The 15,409-nt window shown below is 50.8% G+C and carries 12 protein-coding genes and 1 tRNA gene; 3 read left to right on the top strand and 10 right to left on the bottom strand.

What is annotated here, in order from left to right:
• Positions 1 to 3: 3 nt before the first annotated feature.
• Both HOO88_05785 and HOO88_05790 read right to left on the bottom strand, forming a co-directional pair.
• Positions 4 to 3,429: a hypothetical protein gene (locus tag HOO88_05785; protein ID NOU36261.1), complete on the bottom strand. Its 3,426-nt coding sequence runs from the start codon at positions 3,427 to 3,429 to the stop codon at positions 4 to 6.
• Positions 3,426 to 4,337, bottom strand: a complete 912-nt coding sequence (locus HOO88_05790; GenBank protein NOU36262.1) for a DUF4007 family protein — start codon at positions 4,335 to 4,337, stop codon at positions 3,426 to 3,428. The genes HOO88_05785 and HOO88_05790 overlap by 4 nt, the downstream gene beginning before the upstream one ends.
• Before the next feature lie 155 nt (positions 4,338 to 4,492).
• Between HOO88_05790 and HOO88_05795 the strand changes: the two genes are divergently transcribed.
• The 3 genes from HOO88_05795 to HOO88_05805 all read left to right on the top strand — a co-directional run bounded on the left by HOO88_05795 (position 4,493) and on the right by HOO88_05805 (position 6,299).
• The gene (locus HOO88_05795; protein NOU36263.1) at positions 4,493 to 5,008 is read left to right on the top strand and encodes a hypothetical protein; all 516 of its coding nucleotides are present in this window, start codon (positions 4,493 to 4,495) and stop codon (positions 5,006 to 5,008) included.
• 93 nt (positions 5,009 to 5,101) lie between these two features.
• The gene (locus HOO88_05800; protein NOU36264.1) at positions 5,102 to 5,656 is read left to right on the top strand and encodes a hypothetical protein; all 555 of its coding nucleotides are present in this window, start codon (positions 5,102 to 5,104) and stop codon (positions 5,654 to 5,656) included.
• Between the two features lie 7 nt (positions 5,657 to 5,663).
• Complete coding sequence (locus HOO88_05805) at positions 5,664 to 6,299, top strand: thermonuclease family protein (GenBank protein ID NOU36265.1); 636 nt, start codon at positions 5,664 to 5,666, stop codon at positions 6,297 to 6,299.
• On the opposite strand, the gene HOO88_05810 is transcribed toward HOO88_05805, so the two are convergent.
• The 8 genes from HOO88_05810 to HOO88_05845 all read right to left on the bottom strand — a co-directional run bounded on the left by HOO88_05810 (position 6,300) and on the right by HOO88_05845 (position 15,397).
• Positions 6,300 to 6,470: a hypothetical protein gene (locus HOO88_05810; GenBank protein NOU36266.1), complete on the bottom strand. Its 171-nt coding sequence runs from the start codon at positions 6,468 to 6,470 to the stop codon at positions 6,300 to 6,302.
• A 13-nt stretch (positions 6,471 to 6,483) separates the two neighbouring features.
• Complete coding sequence (locus tag HOO88_05815; protein ID NOU36267.1) at positions 6,484 to 6,663, bottom strand: hypothetical protein; 180 nt, start codon at positions 6,661 to 6,663, stop codon at positions 6,484 to 6,486.
• Between the two features lie 158 nt (positions 6,664 to 6,821).
• Positions 6,822 to 8,174: a tyrosine-type recombinase/integrase gene (locus HOO88_05820; GenBank protein NOU36268.1), complete on the bottom strand. Its 1,353-nt coding sequence runs from the start codon at positions 8,172 to 8,174 to the stop codon at positions 6,822 to 6,824.
• A gap of 153 nt (positions 8,175 to 8,327) precedes the next feature.
• Positions 8,328 to 8,404 (bottom strand) — tRNA-Arg (locus tag HOO88_05825).
• A 619-nt stretch (positions 8,405 to 9,023) separates the two neighbouring features.
• The gene (locus tag HOO88_05830; protein NOU36269.1) at positions 9,024 to 9,779 is read right to left on the bottom strand and encodes an SGNH/GDSL hydrolase family protein; all 756 of its coding nucleotides are present in this window, start codon (positions 9,777 to 9,779) and stop codon (positions 9,024 to 9,026) included.
• Between the two features lie 845 nt (positions 9,780 to 10,624).
• Positions 10,625 to 12,055: a sulfatase-like hydrolase/transferase gene (locus HOO88_05835; GenBank protein ID NOU36270.1), complete on the bottom strand. Its 1,431-nt coding sequence runs from the start codon at positions 12,053 to 12,055 to the stop codon at positions 10,625 to 10,627.
• A 10-nt stretch (positions 12,056 to 12,065) separates the two neighbouring features.
• Entirely contained in the window at positions 12,066 to 13,976 is a 1,911-nt protein-coding gene (locus HOO88_05840) for a sulfatase (GenBank protein ID NOU36271.1), read from the bottom strand.
• On the bottom strand, positions 13,973 to 15,397 hold the full coding sequence (locus tag HOO88_05845; GenBank protein ID NOU36272.1) for a hypothetical protein: 1,425 nt from the start codon (positions 15,395 to 15,397) through the stop codon (positions 13,973 to 13,975). Before HOO88_05845 ends, HOO88_05840 begins: the two co-directional genes overlap by 4 nt.
• Positions 15,398 to 15,409 lie beyond the last annotated feature (12 nt).

Below are 15,409 nucleotides of genomic sequence, written 5' to 3' on the forward strand. Positions count from 1 at the left end.
TACTTAGCCCTTCAGATTGTCCCACACTGCCTTAGATGCGGCGACTAGCGCAAGATCGCCGTGCTCTTTTATGAGCTTTTGTATTGTCTCTTGCAGGGCCGAAATTGCACCGCGATCACTTACCGCCGCTGTAAGAACCTGCTTCTTTTCGGTTCCGTCAGGCAGGGTGACGCATAGCCGCATAGATCCGCTTTCGTAATTACCTTTTTTGTCAAAGGCAACGCCTTCCGTGCGGACAAAACGGCCAGTTAGCTCCGAAAGGTGCTCATTGAATATCTGCTCATCCTGATCTGCCCATTTTTCGGGCGGCTTGGCGGCAATCATACTGGCCACAGAATCCAGCCAGTCGTTGTCGGATAACAACGAGTCTTTTAGTCGAAAACAAAACGCTTTTAGCCGGGCTTCTGCAACAAAGGACGATAATGCGTCTGCCCGTGCTCCGATTTCCTTTCGGAAGTCGCCAGCTTTCTTTTTTGAATAACCAAAATTTTCGATCAACGCATTTTTCATTCGTTCCTGCAACGCCAAGTAACACCCCCTCAGCTCATCGATGGCCTGTGAAAGCGATCGGGCGTACTGCTTCGCGGTGTGCCCATTTTTGTCGTCTGGCCCAATCGGCTCATAGCCACAAGCAATAGGTAGCAACTCGAATAGTAGCTTCAAGGGGTCTCTTGCGTCCATAAGAGCGTTTCGAACCGCTACAGCACTCGGTGAAAGTTGTTTTGTTTTCTGAGCGTATGGGCACAGTCGCGCCACGATGACGCACAAGGGACGAACTACATCCAGGAGGTCTGGCTGCTCCCTGCTGGCATTAACGTTAAGTACCCGGGCAAGTTGTTCGAACGCAACAATGCGAAGGCCTTCGACATTGCAGTATTGAAACTCAAACGTTTCGGGTCTTTTAGTTAAACGTAAAAATTCGGCTCCGGAAAGCTCGCTAAGAAAGGTGCCGTTCTCATAACAAGCAATATTCCGCCTGTGTATTACGTAGAAGACTGCAAGCAACAGGGGAGCCAAGCCTTCCCGAATGCCGAACGGAATCGCTGCTAACTCATTTAAAAGAAGGCTTACACGAATAGGTCTGTCAGGTTCGCCCTTCAGTCGTGATTCAATGTGAGTAAAGGTGGGCAACAATTTTAAGCGGTCATTCGGTTCGCTTGGAAGAACAAATCGACTCATCGTCTCAGTTTCTACATGAAGCCCTCCGTGCTGAAGGACGGACATGTACATCGACATTTCCGGCGGCTTTTTCTCGGGATCCATTCCTAACAATCGCTCGTTAGGTGCTTCCAAGACGCGCTCTATTAGGCGCATTCTTGCGGCCGCCGCTGCAGAACTGATATTGCGGCGATTAATTAACTCATTATGAACAATGGGCGCGGTCCTAAATAAACGGTCGCAGATGTCCGAAAGCGTGGATAACAGTTCGCGACCAGATGCAATCTCTAGAGGTTTTCCCTTCCAAAAGAATTTTAGAGAAAAAGATTCGCCTAGATTGTCGAGGCCGATAACTTGACTGATCGCCTCATCCATGGCCTGTTGCGCTGTCGCCATTTTCCTGGAAACGGTTTCTCTTCCATACCTGTCGCCGTTCAATTCTGGAGTGTTTGTTGCTATCCAATTCCAAACCTGAACTTCTCGAATAAATGGCGACAGACTCTGCAGTTGCCCGGGAATAGCCACCAAATATTCGCTGCGCGCCTTAAACCCAGCTGACTGGGCCATCTTGATCGCATCAGCAACAGCTTTTTGGTTTAAGCACAGGGGCGTCAGTATAATTCCATCGCCGTCTTCCTTGGGTAAATTAACGGGATCTTCCAAGTCCTTTGGATTACAGAAAACGACCGAAAAGTATCTTAGATTCCCGGTCTTGATGTAGTGCCTCCTTGCCACCAAATTTGTGTTGTCGAGATGCGCTCGGATAAAGTCTGCCGGGCTTTTGATCGGGCCGATCATGGACTCTGCTGTTTTCTGAGCACGTTCAATATCTACGCTGATATGAGGCCACAAACACAACCCGCCAGAAGCGCCCCGATCGAATAAGACCCGCTTCCCAACGTCCGACTTTAGAAGGCTGATGGCCTTATGGACATTAGCATCGTCTTTTCTGCCGGTTAAACAAAGTGAAACCGATTCCACCGTGGGGGTCAGGTCGCTGCTATTCAGCAGATTTAAAACACCGACTGTTTTGACAATCTGGGTGTGCAAAAGGTTGTCTGAGATAAACGAGCTAACCATCGAATTAATTGTGGTCCAATGGGTAGAGGTATACACCGAAGCTAGGTGATGGCCTAAGTTCGAATGGATGTAGTCATAAAGATGATGAATTCGGTAGAACTGACCGTCACATTCTTTCAGAAAAGCAAGCAACGCAAACGGCTCGCTTCCAAATAAAAAACTGAAAATAGACCTCTGATTTTGCCCAAAACGATGCAAAATTCGGCTCATGATGGGCAACACGCATGGATCAAGGGGAGAAATTCGAGGCGCCTGCTTTTCCAGTGAGGTATAACTTGCAGTAGATCCATACCAGCCAAGCTGAATAGCTTGTTTCATGGTTTGCTTGGAAGAGGCCATATCTGTTTGCTTAAGCTCGCCGACCGGAACATTGAGCGCCTCAGCGACCAACGCTGCTGTTTGTTCCATCGGGTGCTGAAAAACGATTTCATCATATCGCCCGGCAACTTTGTCCCACTCGCGCTTAGCGGTTAATCCCAGCGCGGCGGCATACGCCCCAAACCCCTGATGCAGGATACCTATAACAAAAAGCGGCGTCTCCCCGCTGCGGGACGCTTCTTCAGCCAGTCGTTGCATTAAAAAAACATCACTTTCGCCGGCGGCTGAGGCGGCGTGCTCTAAGGATTTCCCGAGTTCGTCAATAATGAGTAACAGTCCTCGACCCTTGTTATCTGCAGATATCCGGGATTTAACCAATGCGATCAACTTAAGCACATCCCCGTCGTTTATTTTCTCCTGTTTCAACAGGGCGTTGATTTTGCAGGGTCCTTTACCTAACCCGGACGGATAGTGATGCTCTAATGCGCTACTTATGCCTCGACGGATTGTTTCTCCTAATGCCTCTCTTGCTCCTGTTACGAGAACGGGTAAAAGCCGAGGCGTCGAGACCCCAATCGTTGTGTAGGCCAAACGGGATGAAAGGCCTTTGGGGATTTTTTTTGCATCTCCGGAAAACCAATGGGCCAACAAGAGAGCGAAGCTTGATTTCCCAGAACCATAGTCCCCTATGATGCGCCAGCATCTCTGACCGGATCCCTTCTTCAGCCCATTTGCTATTCGCCGAAGACAGTCCGTCGCAACATCCGTTAACACATATGAGCTCAACGCCTCTGGATCATAAAAGTCCCGTTCCAGGTTGGTGGACCTTAAAAAACGAAGCGGGGGTTTGATAAATTGTTGCTGCTTCTTCATTTATAAATCCTTTTCAGCAGCTTCCCAGAAATTTGTTCAAAATCGGTAAACTTTCTTTTCAAAGACCGACTAGTCGATGAGTCCGTGAATACAAAATACTCACTGTCATCAGTCAAGCCTGCCAAACGCGCCTGTATGTCATCATCGGTGAGTTTGAAAACCTGTCCGGGGCTCCCCTCGCTACTGGTAATCTGACTGAAAGATAGGGTCGTTTCGTCAGGGGAGGTCTTCCGCCAATAGTCGTTCAGGCAATAAAGAAAAAGCGCCTGGCTAATCTCGGGTTTTTCGCCTCTGCGAAAGGCATAAATTGGCTCTTTTCTACCAGAAGACAAATCTCGCTCTCCGCCATATTCGATCAACCGAAGCTGAACGAGGGGGCAGTCCAAATTATCTTCGACCACTTTGTTTTTGTGACCGCGAGTTGGAACGTATGTGTGAAAGAAAACCTTCACAAGACTGTCGAGTGAGTTCGCAGATAGCTTATGTTCCTCCCCTAACTCTCTCCGTATCATAGGAACAATGACCGCGCCCGCCATCTCTGACTCCTGCCAGCGATTGAGAAGGTAATGCCAGACATAAAGAGGCTCTGCGGCCGCCGAAAGACGCCAATGAAGCAACCACAGCGTCTGGATGTCCTCAAGATATGGATCCAATCCGCGATCTGGGTCTAGCAGCATTGTGCTAAACGGAGTCACCTGAAGTGAGTTTTCGCCGTCTGGCTCAATTATCCCGAGAAGAGTTGCCCAAAATCGGATGGAGCGAACCATGTTTTTCCCAACGCCCAACTCAACCATAGCCCGATCTTCGTCGGAAAATATTTTATCGTCAAATTTCACCGCCTGATATGCTTTTGGAAGCCACGCATATCGAAAGGCAAATGTTTCATGTCCTGAAAACTTATAATTCACCTTTTGCCTTTGTTTTAAATTCCACCTCAGGGCGCACCACTTCGCTTCGCGCTCAATTGCTAAACATTTCTATAGATTTCTTCCAATCATTGGAAGCGCGGGGTGAAACATTCTGAACAGTTGACCCTTGCCCGTCTTGGGGGCATAAGAAGCCCATGAAACTGAAAGAGCTGGCGGAGAAAGTCGGGCAGAGCGTCCCGACGGTGATGAATTACCAGAAAAAGTTTGAACTGCCCGTTGCCAAGGATTATTCGGACGGGTATGCCGTATTGCTCGGCAAGCTGATCCACCTGTCGGTCTGCGGAGTCCCCCAAAAAGATATTACCGCCATGCTTTCTCGCGAGCGTAAACTTCTGGAACTGCTCAAGGTGGATTCTTTGTACAACTCCCCGCTCTGGTTTGAGAATCTCTGCGTGGACAAATTCGGGCACTCCCGCCTTCTGCTTTCCGGTTACGATCTGGGTCACATGCTGAACCGATCTGCCGTACAGACGGGTCTGGATTTCGCCGAACGGGACAGTGAATTGTTCGGTAGCAGGGAAATGGGCGACAATGCGCTCCGAGCCCTGCAGAAATGCTTAGACAGCCAGGAAGTTGTTCTTGCCCGCCTGCGGCAGGAAATCCCTACCGTTTCCGATGCTCTAAAATGGGCGCGGAGAGTCACCGATTGAGTCTGCGCTCCAAATAGTTTCCAATACCACTGGCTTAAAAGCATGTTTTCTTGTCAGCCGCTTTGCCCCGTTGTAGCTTGCCTGCAAATGCCGATTATAAAAATAGTCTCGGGCGGGCAAACCGGCGTAGATCAAGCGGCACTGGCTACCGCCATCCATTGCAGTATTCCACATGGTGGGTGGTGCCCAAAGGGGCGAAAGTCTGAATACGGCGTTATTCCCGCACAATACCACCTCAAAGAGACGGGTTCCGCTGATTATCTGGTTCGCACGGAGGCAAACGTGGTGGATTCAGATGCCACTTTAATCATCACGCCGAAACGACTGACCGGCGGCTCCCTGAGAACCCTTGAGTTCTGCATGAAGCATAGGAAGCCGTGGCATCATATTGCTTTTGAAACTGTTTCTTCTCGTCAGGCCGCCGAAGAGGTCAAGGTGTGGCTCAACGGTGATCCGGAAATGAACGATTATGAGGATTACGAAGCATGCCCGCCCAAGCAGTGTGTTCTGAATGTTGCGGGCACTAGAGGTTCGAAGCTGACTGTTCACGAAAACTTAATCATAAACCTGCTTCTCGACGTGATATGGAAGGTGAATGGGACAATGTTTTATCCGCTGACCGTTCCGCACCCTGATTGTATTGATTGAGGCTATTATGAAAAAGACGCTTTGTTTTCTACTGCCGCTTTTATTCACCCTCGTAGCATTCGGATACCCCGCCAAGGTGGTCGGCATCTCAGACGGGGATACCTGCACGGTGCTGACCGCAGACAACCAGCAGGTAAAAATCCGGCTGGCCGGCATAGACACCCCGGAAAAGTCTCAAGCGTTTGGCACTAAAGCCAAGCAGGCTCTTTCCGACAAGGTGTTCGGGCAAACCGTAGAGGTCAAAGAGCAGTCCAAAGACCGCTATGGTCGAACGGTGGCCGATCTGTACCTTGGCGCACGCTGGATCAATCTGGAAATGGTGGCCGAAGGCTGGGCGTGGCATTACAAAGCCTATTCAAAGGATTCCCGGCTGTCCGATGCGGAACAGGCGGCGCGTTCGCGGAGTCTGGGGCTGTGGGCTGACAAGGCTCCTCAGCCTCCGTGGGAGTTCCGCGCCGATGGCAAGGCTGAGACTCGGGCGCAGCCCCAAACTTCGCTGCAACAGCCCGTAGAAGGCGGCTATTGGCTGAATACGAACGGCAATACCCGGCACAACAGCCGGTGCAAGTATTTCAATAACACGAAGAACGGACGGCCTTGCTCCAAGGATGAAGGCAAGGCGTGCGGGACATGCGGCGGCTGATTATTTTTCAGCGAGCGTCAGTTTGTTTCCCGAAGCAATCCACCGACGCAGGACGATTTCGCAGTATTGGCTCTTCGAAATGTTCATTGAGGCCGCACGCATTTCGATCTCAGCGACCATTTTTACACCAAAATTGACGCCGATCGTCTTGGTGCCTTTTCCTATTGGCATGGGTGCGATCCTTCTACTTCTCGCCGAGGGTCAGCTTCTTGCCGGACTTTATCCATTCGCCGAGTACGATCTTGCAGTATTTGCTTTTGGAAATGTGCATTGAGTCGGCGCGACGTTCCAGTTCTTCCGCCATTTTCTTGGGCATGTTGATTCCGATGGTCTGCGTGCCTTTTCCGATTGGGTTGGTAGCCATAGATGACCTCCTTTTTTATAAAGGTATTTTAAGATGTTGCGGCATGCAACTATTTTCCGCTTTTGTGGTGAAAACGCCTACGAAAGATTTTTTCACTTTTTTTTCAAAAAGTTTGATATATCAAACTGGGCTCTGCTCACCTTGTTTCACCACCCCACTCAGGCGGCGAGGACGGCGGCGGCTTTTTGGGCTTTCGTCATGCGGGCAACCTTCTTTGCCAGCGCCTTGAGTTTTTTGACGACCTCTTCCGGTTTCAATGATTTCGCCTCTTTGTCGAGTTTCAATATTTCCTCGGGCAGGTCGAGGCTTTCTTCTTCCTCTCCGCCGGTGAGCAGTTTGGGCAGGGCCTTACCCAGCGAGGCCCGGAAGGCTTCGCGACCGGGGCGGAAGTAGTGTTTTAAAACTACCTCAACCGTTGAATGGCCGGTGACGCGGCGGACCAGTTCCATCGGTACGCCCGCCGACAGCGCCATGGTGATCCACGTCGTCCGTAATGAGTGGAAGTCCTTCAAGCTGGATCGCTGACTGGCGTTCTCGTTAGCTATGTGGGTGTTTTTAATGCCCGCAGCAGTCAAGGCCTTCTGAAACCGCCACGTGAGACCGTGTATGTTTTCCCGGAGCATTTCTTCGGCTTCCGGAAAAACGTACTCGCTGGTGCGGGGGAGTTTTTCCAGTTCCGCCCGTAGAACAGGAAACAGCGGTATTTCGGCCATTTCACCCGTTTTGGATGTTTTTACCATTACAAACCCGACATCAAAATCCACCGATTCCCATTTGAGCCGACAACAGTCCCCCCGGCGCATGGCCGTGCACATGCCCGTCAGCACTACCGGTCGGATAATGGCATCACAGTGATTCAGAATCTTTGTCAATTCTTCCTGAGTGAACGGCTGCCGATGTACGGTCTTTTTAACCTTCGCTAAACAGCCGGCAAAAGGATTCCTGATCACCCCGGCCTCAGAACCAACACGCTCGAAAAACCCTTTGAGGACATACATTTTGTCGTTGTAGGTTCGCGCGGAATTCTTCTGAGCCTCCAAGGAAGACAACCAGCCCTGTGCCATGATTCTGTTGACCTGGGACACAAACGTTACCGCCGGATAGTTTTCCTGCATAAAGGAAATAAAGTCGCGCATGACAACGAGCTGCGCTTCGTCTCGGGCAGAAGACCGCCCTCGCCGATCCGGAGGCAAAAATTTTGCATGGGCAATATCTGAAATTGATATCTGAGTGAGCGACTCTCCAGCTTTGAGCTCGTAAAGCTCCTGCAGGTGCTTCTCGGCCGCCTTGTGACTATGCGCCTCAGCGATCAGCTCTTTCAATTTGGCGGAAGCCAATGTTCTTGAACACTCAAAGGCCATGTCACCCTTCTTGCGTATGTTTTTCGGCACATTCCCGTTTACCTCCACATTCAGATTTGTGAAGTATCGTTTGCCGTTAATCATGTATCTGCCGTACCACCATTTTGAGCGGAGGTTGTGCTTTTTATCTCTTCTCAGTTCCAGTCCCATGACTCGTCTCCTTGTTGTAAACGCAATGCGTTGCTTTGCTACAAGGCGGGAAATCAAATGGGCCAAAGCCACACTTTTGGCCACATTTCCCGCGAGTCAGAGAAATTCTAGAAAATAAAAAATCTCCATGGTACTGAATACCAAGGAGATAGATGGTACCCCGGACAGGATTCGAACCTGTGACCGTCGGATTAGAAATCCGATGCTCTATCCAGCTGAGCTACCGGGGTAATTGCACTTAAATTGTTTGTTTTAAACGATTTATAACTTTTTATCTTTAGACTTATAACCCTAAGTAGTTACCCGTTAAATTTTTTGTATTCCTACAACGTCAAACAACCCTGACATACAACGCGTTGGAGAATGTCTCCACCGCTCGCAAACGTCAAAAATATACTATGCAATTATCAGGCGTAGCGACAAGCAAATCAAACGCTCGCTAAAGACTACTGATTAGGCCTTAGCAAGCGGCGAACTTCAGCCCGGTCTGGAAGTAGCGTCCGTGATTCACTTTCAACGAACCAGCGAGCTTTTCGGCTGAAACAGCCTCTTACATTTTAGAAATGTAAAATCCGCCGAGATTCGTGGCATCCTCCAGAACTTGGATTAAGAAGTCCTACTAATCCAAGATAATGCACCTTATTGAATTAACGGCAACCCGGGGAATTTCTCTGGCTGCTCTGGCCGAACGCTATCAGCCGTTTATCTTTCCCGCTGAGCGCCTTGCCTCCGGGGGGAACGGCAATTCCGCGACCATCGCCACCCCGTTTGGCGCTTCCCTGTGGCGAAATGGAAACCATTCTCCATCCGATCCGGCGTCTGACTCTAGAAATTATGCTTCCCGACAAATTACTCGACACCCAATGTTTCTAAAACAGTCTGAGCGTAAACTCGCACTAAAAAGTCGTTCGGGTGATTGACGTGGTTGCCGGTCATGTCCCAGTAGGTTTTGTGCTGGAGAAGATAGCCATGCATCGACCACATATCTGCAACCGCGACACCAGGACCTTCCAATTTCTTAAAGGCTGCAAGGTATTCGGTCATCAGATCTAAACTGCGCCATTTGCTGTTCGGCTGAAAAGACATCAGCAAAATGAATTCCGCCGACGGGTTCTGTTTACGGACGGAGTCCATCATAGCCTGCGTATTGGCGACAAACTGTTCTACGGCAAAGGGACTCCCTGCGTCATTCATGCCGAACCCCAGAATAACCAAATCGGGCTTTTGGAAAGAGACCAACCCATCCACCGTATCTTTTCCCCAATCCGCACGCATGCCGCCCAGCGACGGATTCATTAAGTCAACAGTCGAACCATAAACGCGCCCCAGCTCATCTGCCACCAGATCAGCCCAGATCGGCATCCACGGGGCGCGGTTACCTTTCCCACTGGCGCTGGCTCCAATCGAAATACTGTCACCAAAAACAACCAGCTTGAGCGGTTGCTTGGCCTTTAGCTTCGCAAAAGTTTTGGAAAGGTTCTTTTCGGCTGACAGGGGAACCGGCCCGGCCCACGGCTCGGCATGTTCATAAGTGACCGCCAGCTGTTTGTCGTTAAAATAGGCAGATTCGCTGAAAGTTAAATAGCCGCCATCCACCGTTTTCATAGCACCCGGCTTGGCTTGCGGGTCATTGTGATACAAATCGCTGTAGTTAAAAAATGGAATGGCACTTCCGGGAACCAACCGAATGGTACGCCCCTCAACAGTGTAGTCTTTTCCTGCCTCATACGTCTTGTCCAGCGCGTAGTTTTTCACGCTGATAATTTTTGAAGGAATAAAGGCCAGATTCGCTTCCGCAGGTTTACCGTCATACGACGTGGGTGCGGCCGTTTCATTCACCATACGAAGACCTTTCCAAACCGGCTGTAGCAAATCGGCAAGTTGATAGGCCGGGGTCTGCGCTTTAGCTACGGTCAAAGACGGCGTTTCGGAAAACTCAACTGCCTGAGAAAAACCGGGAGCACTGTACATTTCAATCAGAAAAGAGACCTTGCCGTCTTTGATGTGCTGCCTCACATAGCTGCTGACTGGAAATGGAATCGGGCCGTTCACATTCGGCTTAACGGTTACTTCGGCAATCCGTTCGATTTTTCGCGGCAGTGTATTCATGCAGACAGCATTGGCATCCCAATCATTATCGACGCCATAAATCGCAAACGAAGGATTTGATCCGGGGCCTGAAGCTTTTCCCTTGTACCAAATGACACTGTTCAGCGATGTCTCCAGCGGCATTTCAGACAAATCATACCGGATCAGTATGGCGCTACACTCATCTGCAGTCGCCCCGCGCTGAACAACCAGCGGTTCGCCTGATGATAAGTTCTTACCGGCAGAAACACCGCCGCGCACGACCGTACGCGCCGTTGGCTGAACGATATAACGCCAACCGTCATCACGAACCTGTCCCCATACAACACTTGCTACAAACCAAACGCTTAGTAGGATTTTCTTCATTTCTGTCTCTCTATTAATGTTTCAAAATAGTCGCGATATAACCGCGTTTCCAGCTCCAGCTGAGCCGGACGAACCGGTTTGCGCGCACCGCATCCGGCCTGCCATTTAGCAAGTTCGGCCTTTAATTCTGCGGCAACTTCCGGGTATTCACCCGTTCTGTTGCGCTTCTCTGACAAATCGTCGGCCAGCGAAAAAAGAAAGTCACCGCTGGTCTGTGTGGTAATCATTTTCCAATTCCCCTTACGAACCACAGACTGCCCGCCGAATGCCCAGAAAAGGTATTCGCGAGGCAACTCGTTTGTCCGGCCAGTCAGCAATGGCATCAGATTAACTCCGTCGAGGCTTTGCGTATCCGAACCGGCCAACGTCAGCGCTGTTGCAGCGATATCGAGCGTAATGACCGGTGTGCCGATAACCTGCCCGGCAGGAATAACTTTTGGCCAGCAGGCAATGAATGGAACATGAACGCCGCCTTCGGCGAGCATAACTTTCTCGCCCGTCATGGGCGTATTGAGAGATCCGTTCCATTCCGACAGGTTCAGCTGGCTGACCGGAAGATTCCGATCGCGGCATTTCAGCGGCGCACCGTTGTCACTAACGAAAAAGATCAGCGTATTTTCGTCCAGCTCAAGCGCCTTCAAACGATCCGTTATCCGTCCGACTCCGTCATCGATCGCGGAGATCATCGCCAGTGCATAACGACGAGCTTCAGGTTTGGCATCTGGAAAACGATCCAAATATTTCTGCGGCGCCTCCAGCGGGGTGTGCGGAGCGAGATAGGCCAGATAGAGAAAAAACGGTTCCGCTTTATTGCGGTCAATAAACTGAAGTGCCGCTTCGGTGTGGTTGTCCGTACGATACCCTTCGACCTCAATCCATTTAGCTTCCGGGAAAAACTCCCCCGTCAACGAATGGGTGGCCAGTATCCGTTTCGGAGCATTAACGAAATCTCCGTGCTTCATAAAAAATTCATCAAATCCCCAAGACTTGGGATTATCGCCATTATCGCCGTTAATCGGGAGATGAAGTTTACCAACCATGCCGGTTCGGTACCCAGACGCACGAAGGCGTTGCGGCAAAGAGGGCCCTTTGTAATTAAACGGCAGGTCGGCATTATCATAGACTCCGAACCGCTCTTGGTATTGCCCGGACAACAGGCCGGCCCGTGACGGCCCGCAAACCGGTGCTGTAGAATAGCCGTGCGTAAAGCGCACCCCTTCCCGCGCCAGCCGGTCAATATTCGGAGTTTGAATATCTTTAAGAATTCCTTGTGCCCCTAGATCAGCAAAACCCTGATCATCCGTAAGGATCACGACGACATTCGGCTGGCGAACCGCCACCGCGTCGCCGGCCTGTACCTGTCCAACCCCGAGCAGGGTCGAAAAAATCGGGCCCATCACTTTCAATGGATGTGCGCTGCATCTCATTTCAAAGTCCTCACTTAACGGGGTTAAACGTCATCAGCTCAATTTTTCGGACTTCAATATAATCAGGCTGTGTTGCCGGATCATAATGGCCAGTTTCGCGCAGGTGAGTCGGCCCGGCCAGCCGGAGTTCCGCCAGCGGTAAATCGCTTTGGAAAACAGCGGTATAGGTATGCCATTCGCCATCGCGTTGCGGGAAAAATTCGACAATTCCAGGCTTTCCGTCCGACCCTTTCCACGAAAAACGGATACGTCCGCTGGTAGCCACGCGAAGATCCATCTGCACAACATAACTTCCGCTGGATAACCCGGCCACATCCGTGGTAACGATTTCAGGATAAACTCCGTCGGCATGCATTTGCAGCGCACCGTTCTTCACTTCGGTTTTTATCATCCGGCCGACTCGCCACATTCCGATTCCAGAATCAAAAGTCCACGAACGAACTTCCTTCGTGTTGGCTGGCATTTCACTTTTTTCAATCTGTCGGGGAATGACATAATCCGGATTATAAGCGGGATTGGGTTGTGGCTGTGCAATTCCGGTTCCAGTCAGCCAGCCATCAATCAACGCTTCAAACGTCTTTGCACGCTCAGGCTCCTGCTCCGCCAGATTTTTCAACTCCGACGGATCGGCATCCAAATTGTAGAGTTCAAGGGGGCGACCAAAAAATTTGATCATCTTCCACGAACCTTTACGAACAGCCGCGCCGGGCAGAATCAGACTTCCATTTTCCATGGCACTGCTTTTCATCTCATACCAGAAAAGAGCCCGCTCCCGCAGCGCCGTCTGATCCCCAGATGTTAAGAGCGGAACCAGGCTAAGCCCGTCGACCAGCTGATTCGTTGGCAGCGCCGCCCCAGCGATATCAAGAATCGTCGGATAGAAATCAATCAGACTGACCGGTTGATCTGATGACGATCCCGTTCGGGTATGTCCTGGCCAAAACACCACCATCGGCTCACGAACCCCGCCTTCATTCATATATTCTTTTTCTCCGCGCAGCGGAGCAACCGAAGTAATCGGCACAGACCCCAGCGTGGCCTGAGCACCGTTATCCGACGTCAGCAGAATCACCGTGTTATCACTCAGGCCCAGCGATTCCAATTCCTGACGAATACGTCCGACGCCCTGATCCACCACGTCAATCATCGCGGCATATGTTGGATTGAGAGAATAGTCGCCCATCTGTTGCCGTTTTTTCCGATACTTGGAAGCGACAGCCTCTGGTGCCATGATCGGTGTATGCGGGGCATAATGCCAGAGCTGGACGTAAAACGGACGGTCTTTGTTCTGCCGGATAAACTTTATCGTTTCATCAGTCAGACGGTCGGTCAGGTATTCACCCGGCGGCGCAGTCACGTTGCCGGGCAATCCTTCATAAGGCGCGAAAAAGTTTTTGACGGCACCGACATGGGTGCTGCCGCCAAAATTTACATCAAACCCCTCGCTCTCAGGGGTAATCTCACCGACTTCGAAATGCCACTTGCCAATATGCCCCGTCGCATACCCCTTTGATTTCAGAGCCTCCGCTATACTGGTAAACTCCGGACGACGTTGCGTCCACGCCGGAGCTCCATAAGGAGAAAAAGGCGATACGATGCGGGGTGCGTCAGGGCTTTTCATTTCGGAGCGCTGCATCCAGGCCGTGCGGGCCGGCCACTGACCCGTCATCAGACTCTGCCGACTGGGAGCGGAAAACGGATGGGCGGAATACGCCGTGGAAAAGCGCATCCCCTGAGCCGCAAGACAATCCATATTGGGGGTTTCAATAAACGAATTCCCGGCAAACCCCAAATCCCGCCAGCCTGCATCATCCAGCAGAATGACGAGAAAATTAAACGGCTTCTCCGCCGCATCCGCAACAGAAACGGCCGCGCCCAAACACGTTCCGGCAGCGACACAGCCACTCATCCAGCGCTTCATGCCTTTTCTCCCAGTTCTTTTTTGATCTGATCTGCCAGTTCGGCGCTGATTTCATATTTCCGCAACAGCAGATTGGCCGCAATAAACGTGGCGGCAGGAACCAGCGCAATCAGGATGCGCATCCATAAAATGGTTCCGGCATCTTGGCCTGCCCCTGACGACACTTTAAATCCGGTCATTACCAGCACGAGGCCGGAAACCAGTATGGATGCAGATCCGCCGATTTTGGTGAACCATCCGTACGCTGCACCGAACGCTCCTTCGCGCCGCATTCCGGTTTTCCATTCATCATAGTCGCATACATCAGCAATCATGGATGGAGCAATGATCCAAAGGCCAGTTGTGGCCGGACCGCCGAGAAAAAGTCCAAGAACCTGAAGGTACGGATAATTGGGATTAACTAAAATAAAAGACAAAAGGCTGCCGATTGCTCCTACGGTCATAAGGCTGCGCAACGTTCTTTTTTTACCGAAGACCCGGCTGCAATGCGCCACCGCCGGAATAACCAGTAACGAGCTTAAAACATACCCGGTTCCGATCACACCTTGCAACTGACCGGCAAAAGCCTGACTGCCCTTACAGACATAATAAATATTCAGATACATACCAACCTGCATAATCGAAAGCTGACCGACGATAATCAGCACACAAACCGATACAACCCGTACAAACGGACGCACCTTCCAGGCCACCGAGAAACTTTCATAAAAAGAAATCTTCCGCTCAACTGCATCCTTCTTGGCCGGAAGGACCCGTTCTTTACAGAACAGCGCGGTCACCACACTGGTTAAAATGACAAATCCACCGAGGATCAAGCCGATAACCTTCATCCCTTGCACCGTATCCACGAAACAAGGTCGTGTGCATCCCCAGTAGATCCACTGCATGAGAATGCTACCAACGAGACTGAAAAAGCTCCGGTAACTCATAAGGGTTGTGCGTTCGTGATAGTCTGGACTCATTTCAAATCCAAGCGCCAGATACGGCACAATAAACACGGTGAAGCAGGCAAAGAAAATCAGCATATAGAAGAGAAAAAGCCAGAACGTGGCCATTTCGCTCCAGCCGCGCGGCAGCATCCAGATCAGTGCAAAGGCAAGTCCGGATAGAATTCCGCCAACCAGAACAAATGGACGGCGGCGTCCGAAGCGCGATTTGAAATTGTCGCTGATACGCCCCATCAACGGATCGACGAAGGCATCTATGAAGCGAGGCACCATCAATGCGACACTGACCAACACAGGACTGACCCCAAGCCCAATGTTTAGAATTGGATTGGCCATCATACCGGTCGCGTTGTGGAGAATGTTTTCGGATGAGCCACTCGCACCCCAGGCAACTTTTTCAACTTTGCTCAACACGCCGTCTTTTTTTCGGGGAGACCGCCGTGATCTTTCGCGCCATTTATTAATTATACTCATGCTGGTTCCTTT

The sequence above is a fragment of the Kiritimatiellaceae bacterium genome (assembly GCA_013141415.1).
Lineage (GTDB): Bacteria > Verrucomicrobiota > Kiritimatiellia > Kiritimatiellales > Tichowtungiaceae > Tichowtungia.

Bases quoted from the DNA above. Each gene is read 5' to 3' on its own strand.
- HOO88_05840 (NOU36271.1), bottom strand. From the start codon at position 13,976: ATGAAGCGCTGGATGAGTGGCTGTGTCGCTGCCGGAACGTGTTTGGGC.
- HOO88_05795 (NOU36263.1), top strand. From the start codon at position 4,493: ATGAAACTGAAAGAGCTGGCGGAGAAAGTCGGGCAGAGCGTCCCGACG.
- HOO88_05845 (NOU36272.1), bottom strand. From the start codon at position 15,397: ATGAGTATAATTAATAAATGGCGCGAAAGATCACGGCGGTCTCCCCGA.
- HOO88_05820 (NOU36268.1), bottom strand. From the start codon at position 8,174: ATGGGACTGGAACTGAGAAGAGATAAAAAGCACAACCTCCGCTCAAAA.
- HOO88_05810 (NOU36266.1), bottom strand. From the start codon at position 6,470: ATGCCAATAGGAAAAGGCACCAAGACGATCGGCGTCAATTTTGGTGTA.
- HOO88_05815 (NOU36267.1), bottom strand. From the start codon at position 6,663: ATGGCTACCAACCCAATCGGAAAAGGCACGCAGACCATCGGAATCAAC.
- HOO88_05785 (NOU36261.1), bottom strand. From the start codon at position 3,429: ATGAAGAAGCAGCAACAATTTATCAAACCCCCGCTTCGTTTTTTAAGG.
- HOO88_05805 (NOU36265.1), top strand. From the start codon at position 5,664: ATGAAAAAGACGCTTTGTTTTCTACTGCCGCTTTTATTCACCCTCGTA.
- HOO88_05830 (NOU36269.1), bottom strand. From the start codon at position 9,779: ATGAAAACGGTGGATGGCGGCTATTTAACTTTCAGCGAATCTGCCTAT.
- HOO88_05835 (NOU36270.1), bottom strand. From the start codon at position 12,055: ATGAGATGCAGCGCACATCCATTGAAAGTGATGGGCCCGATTTTTTCG.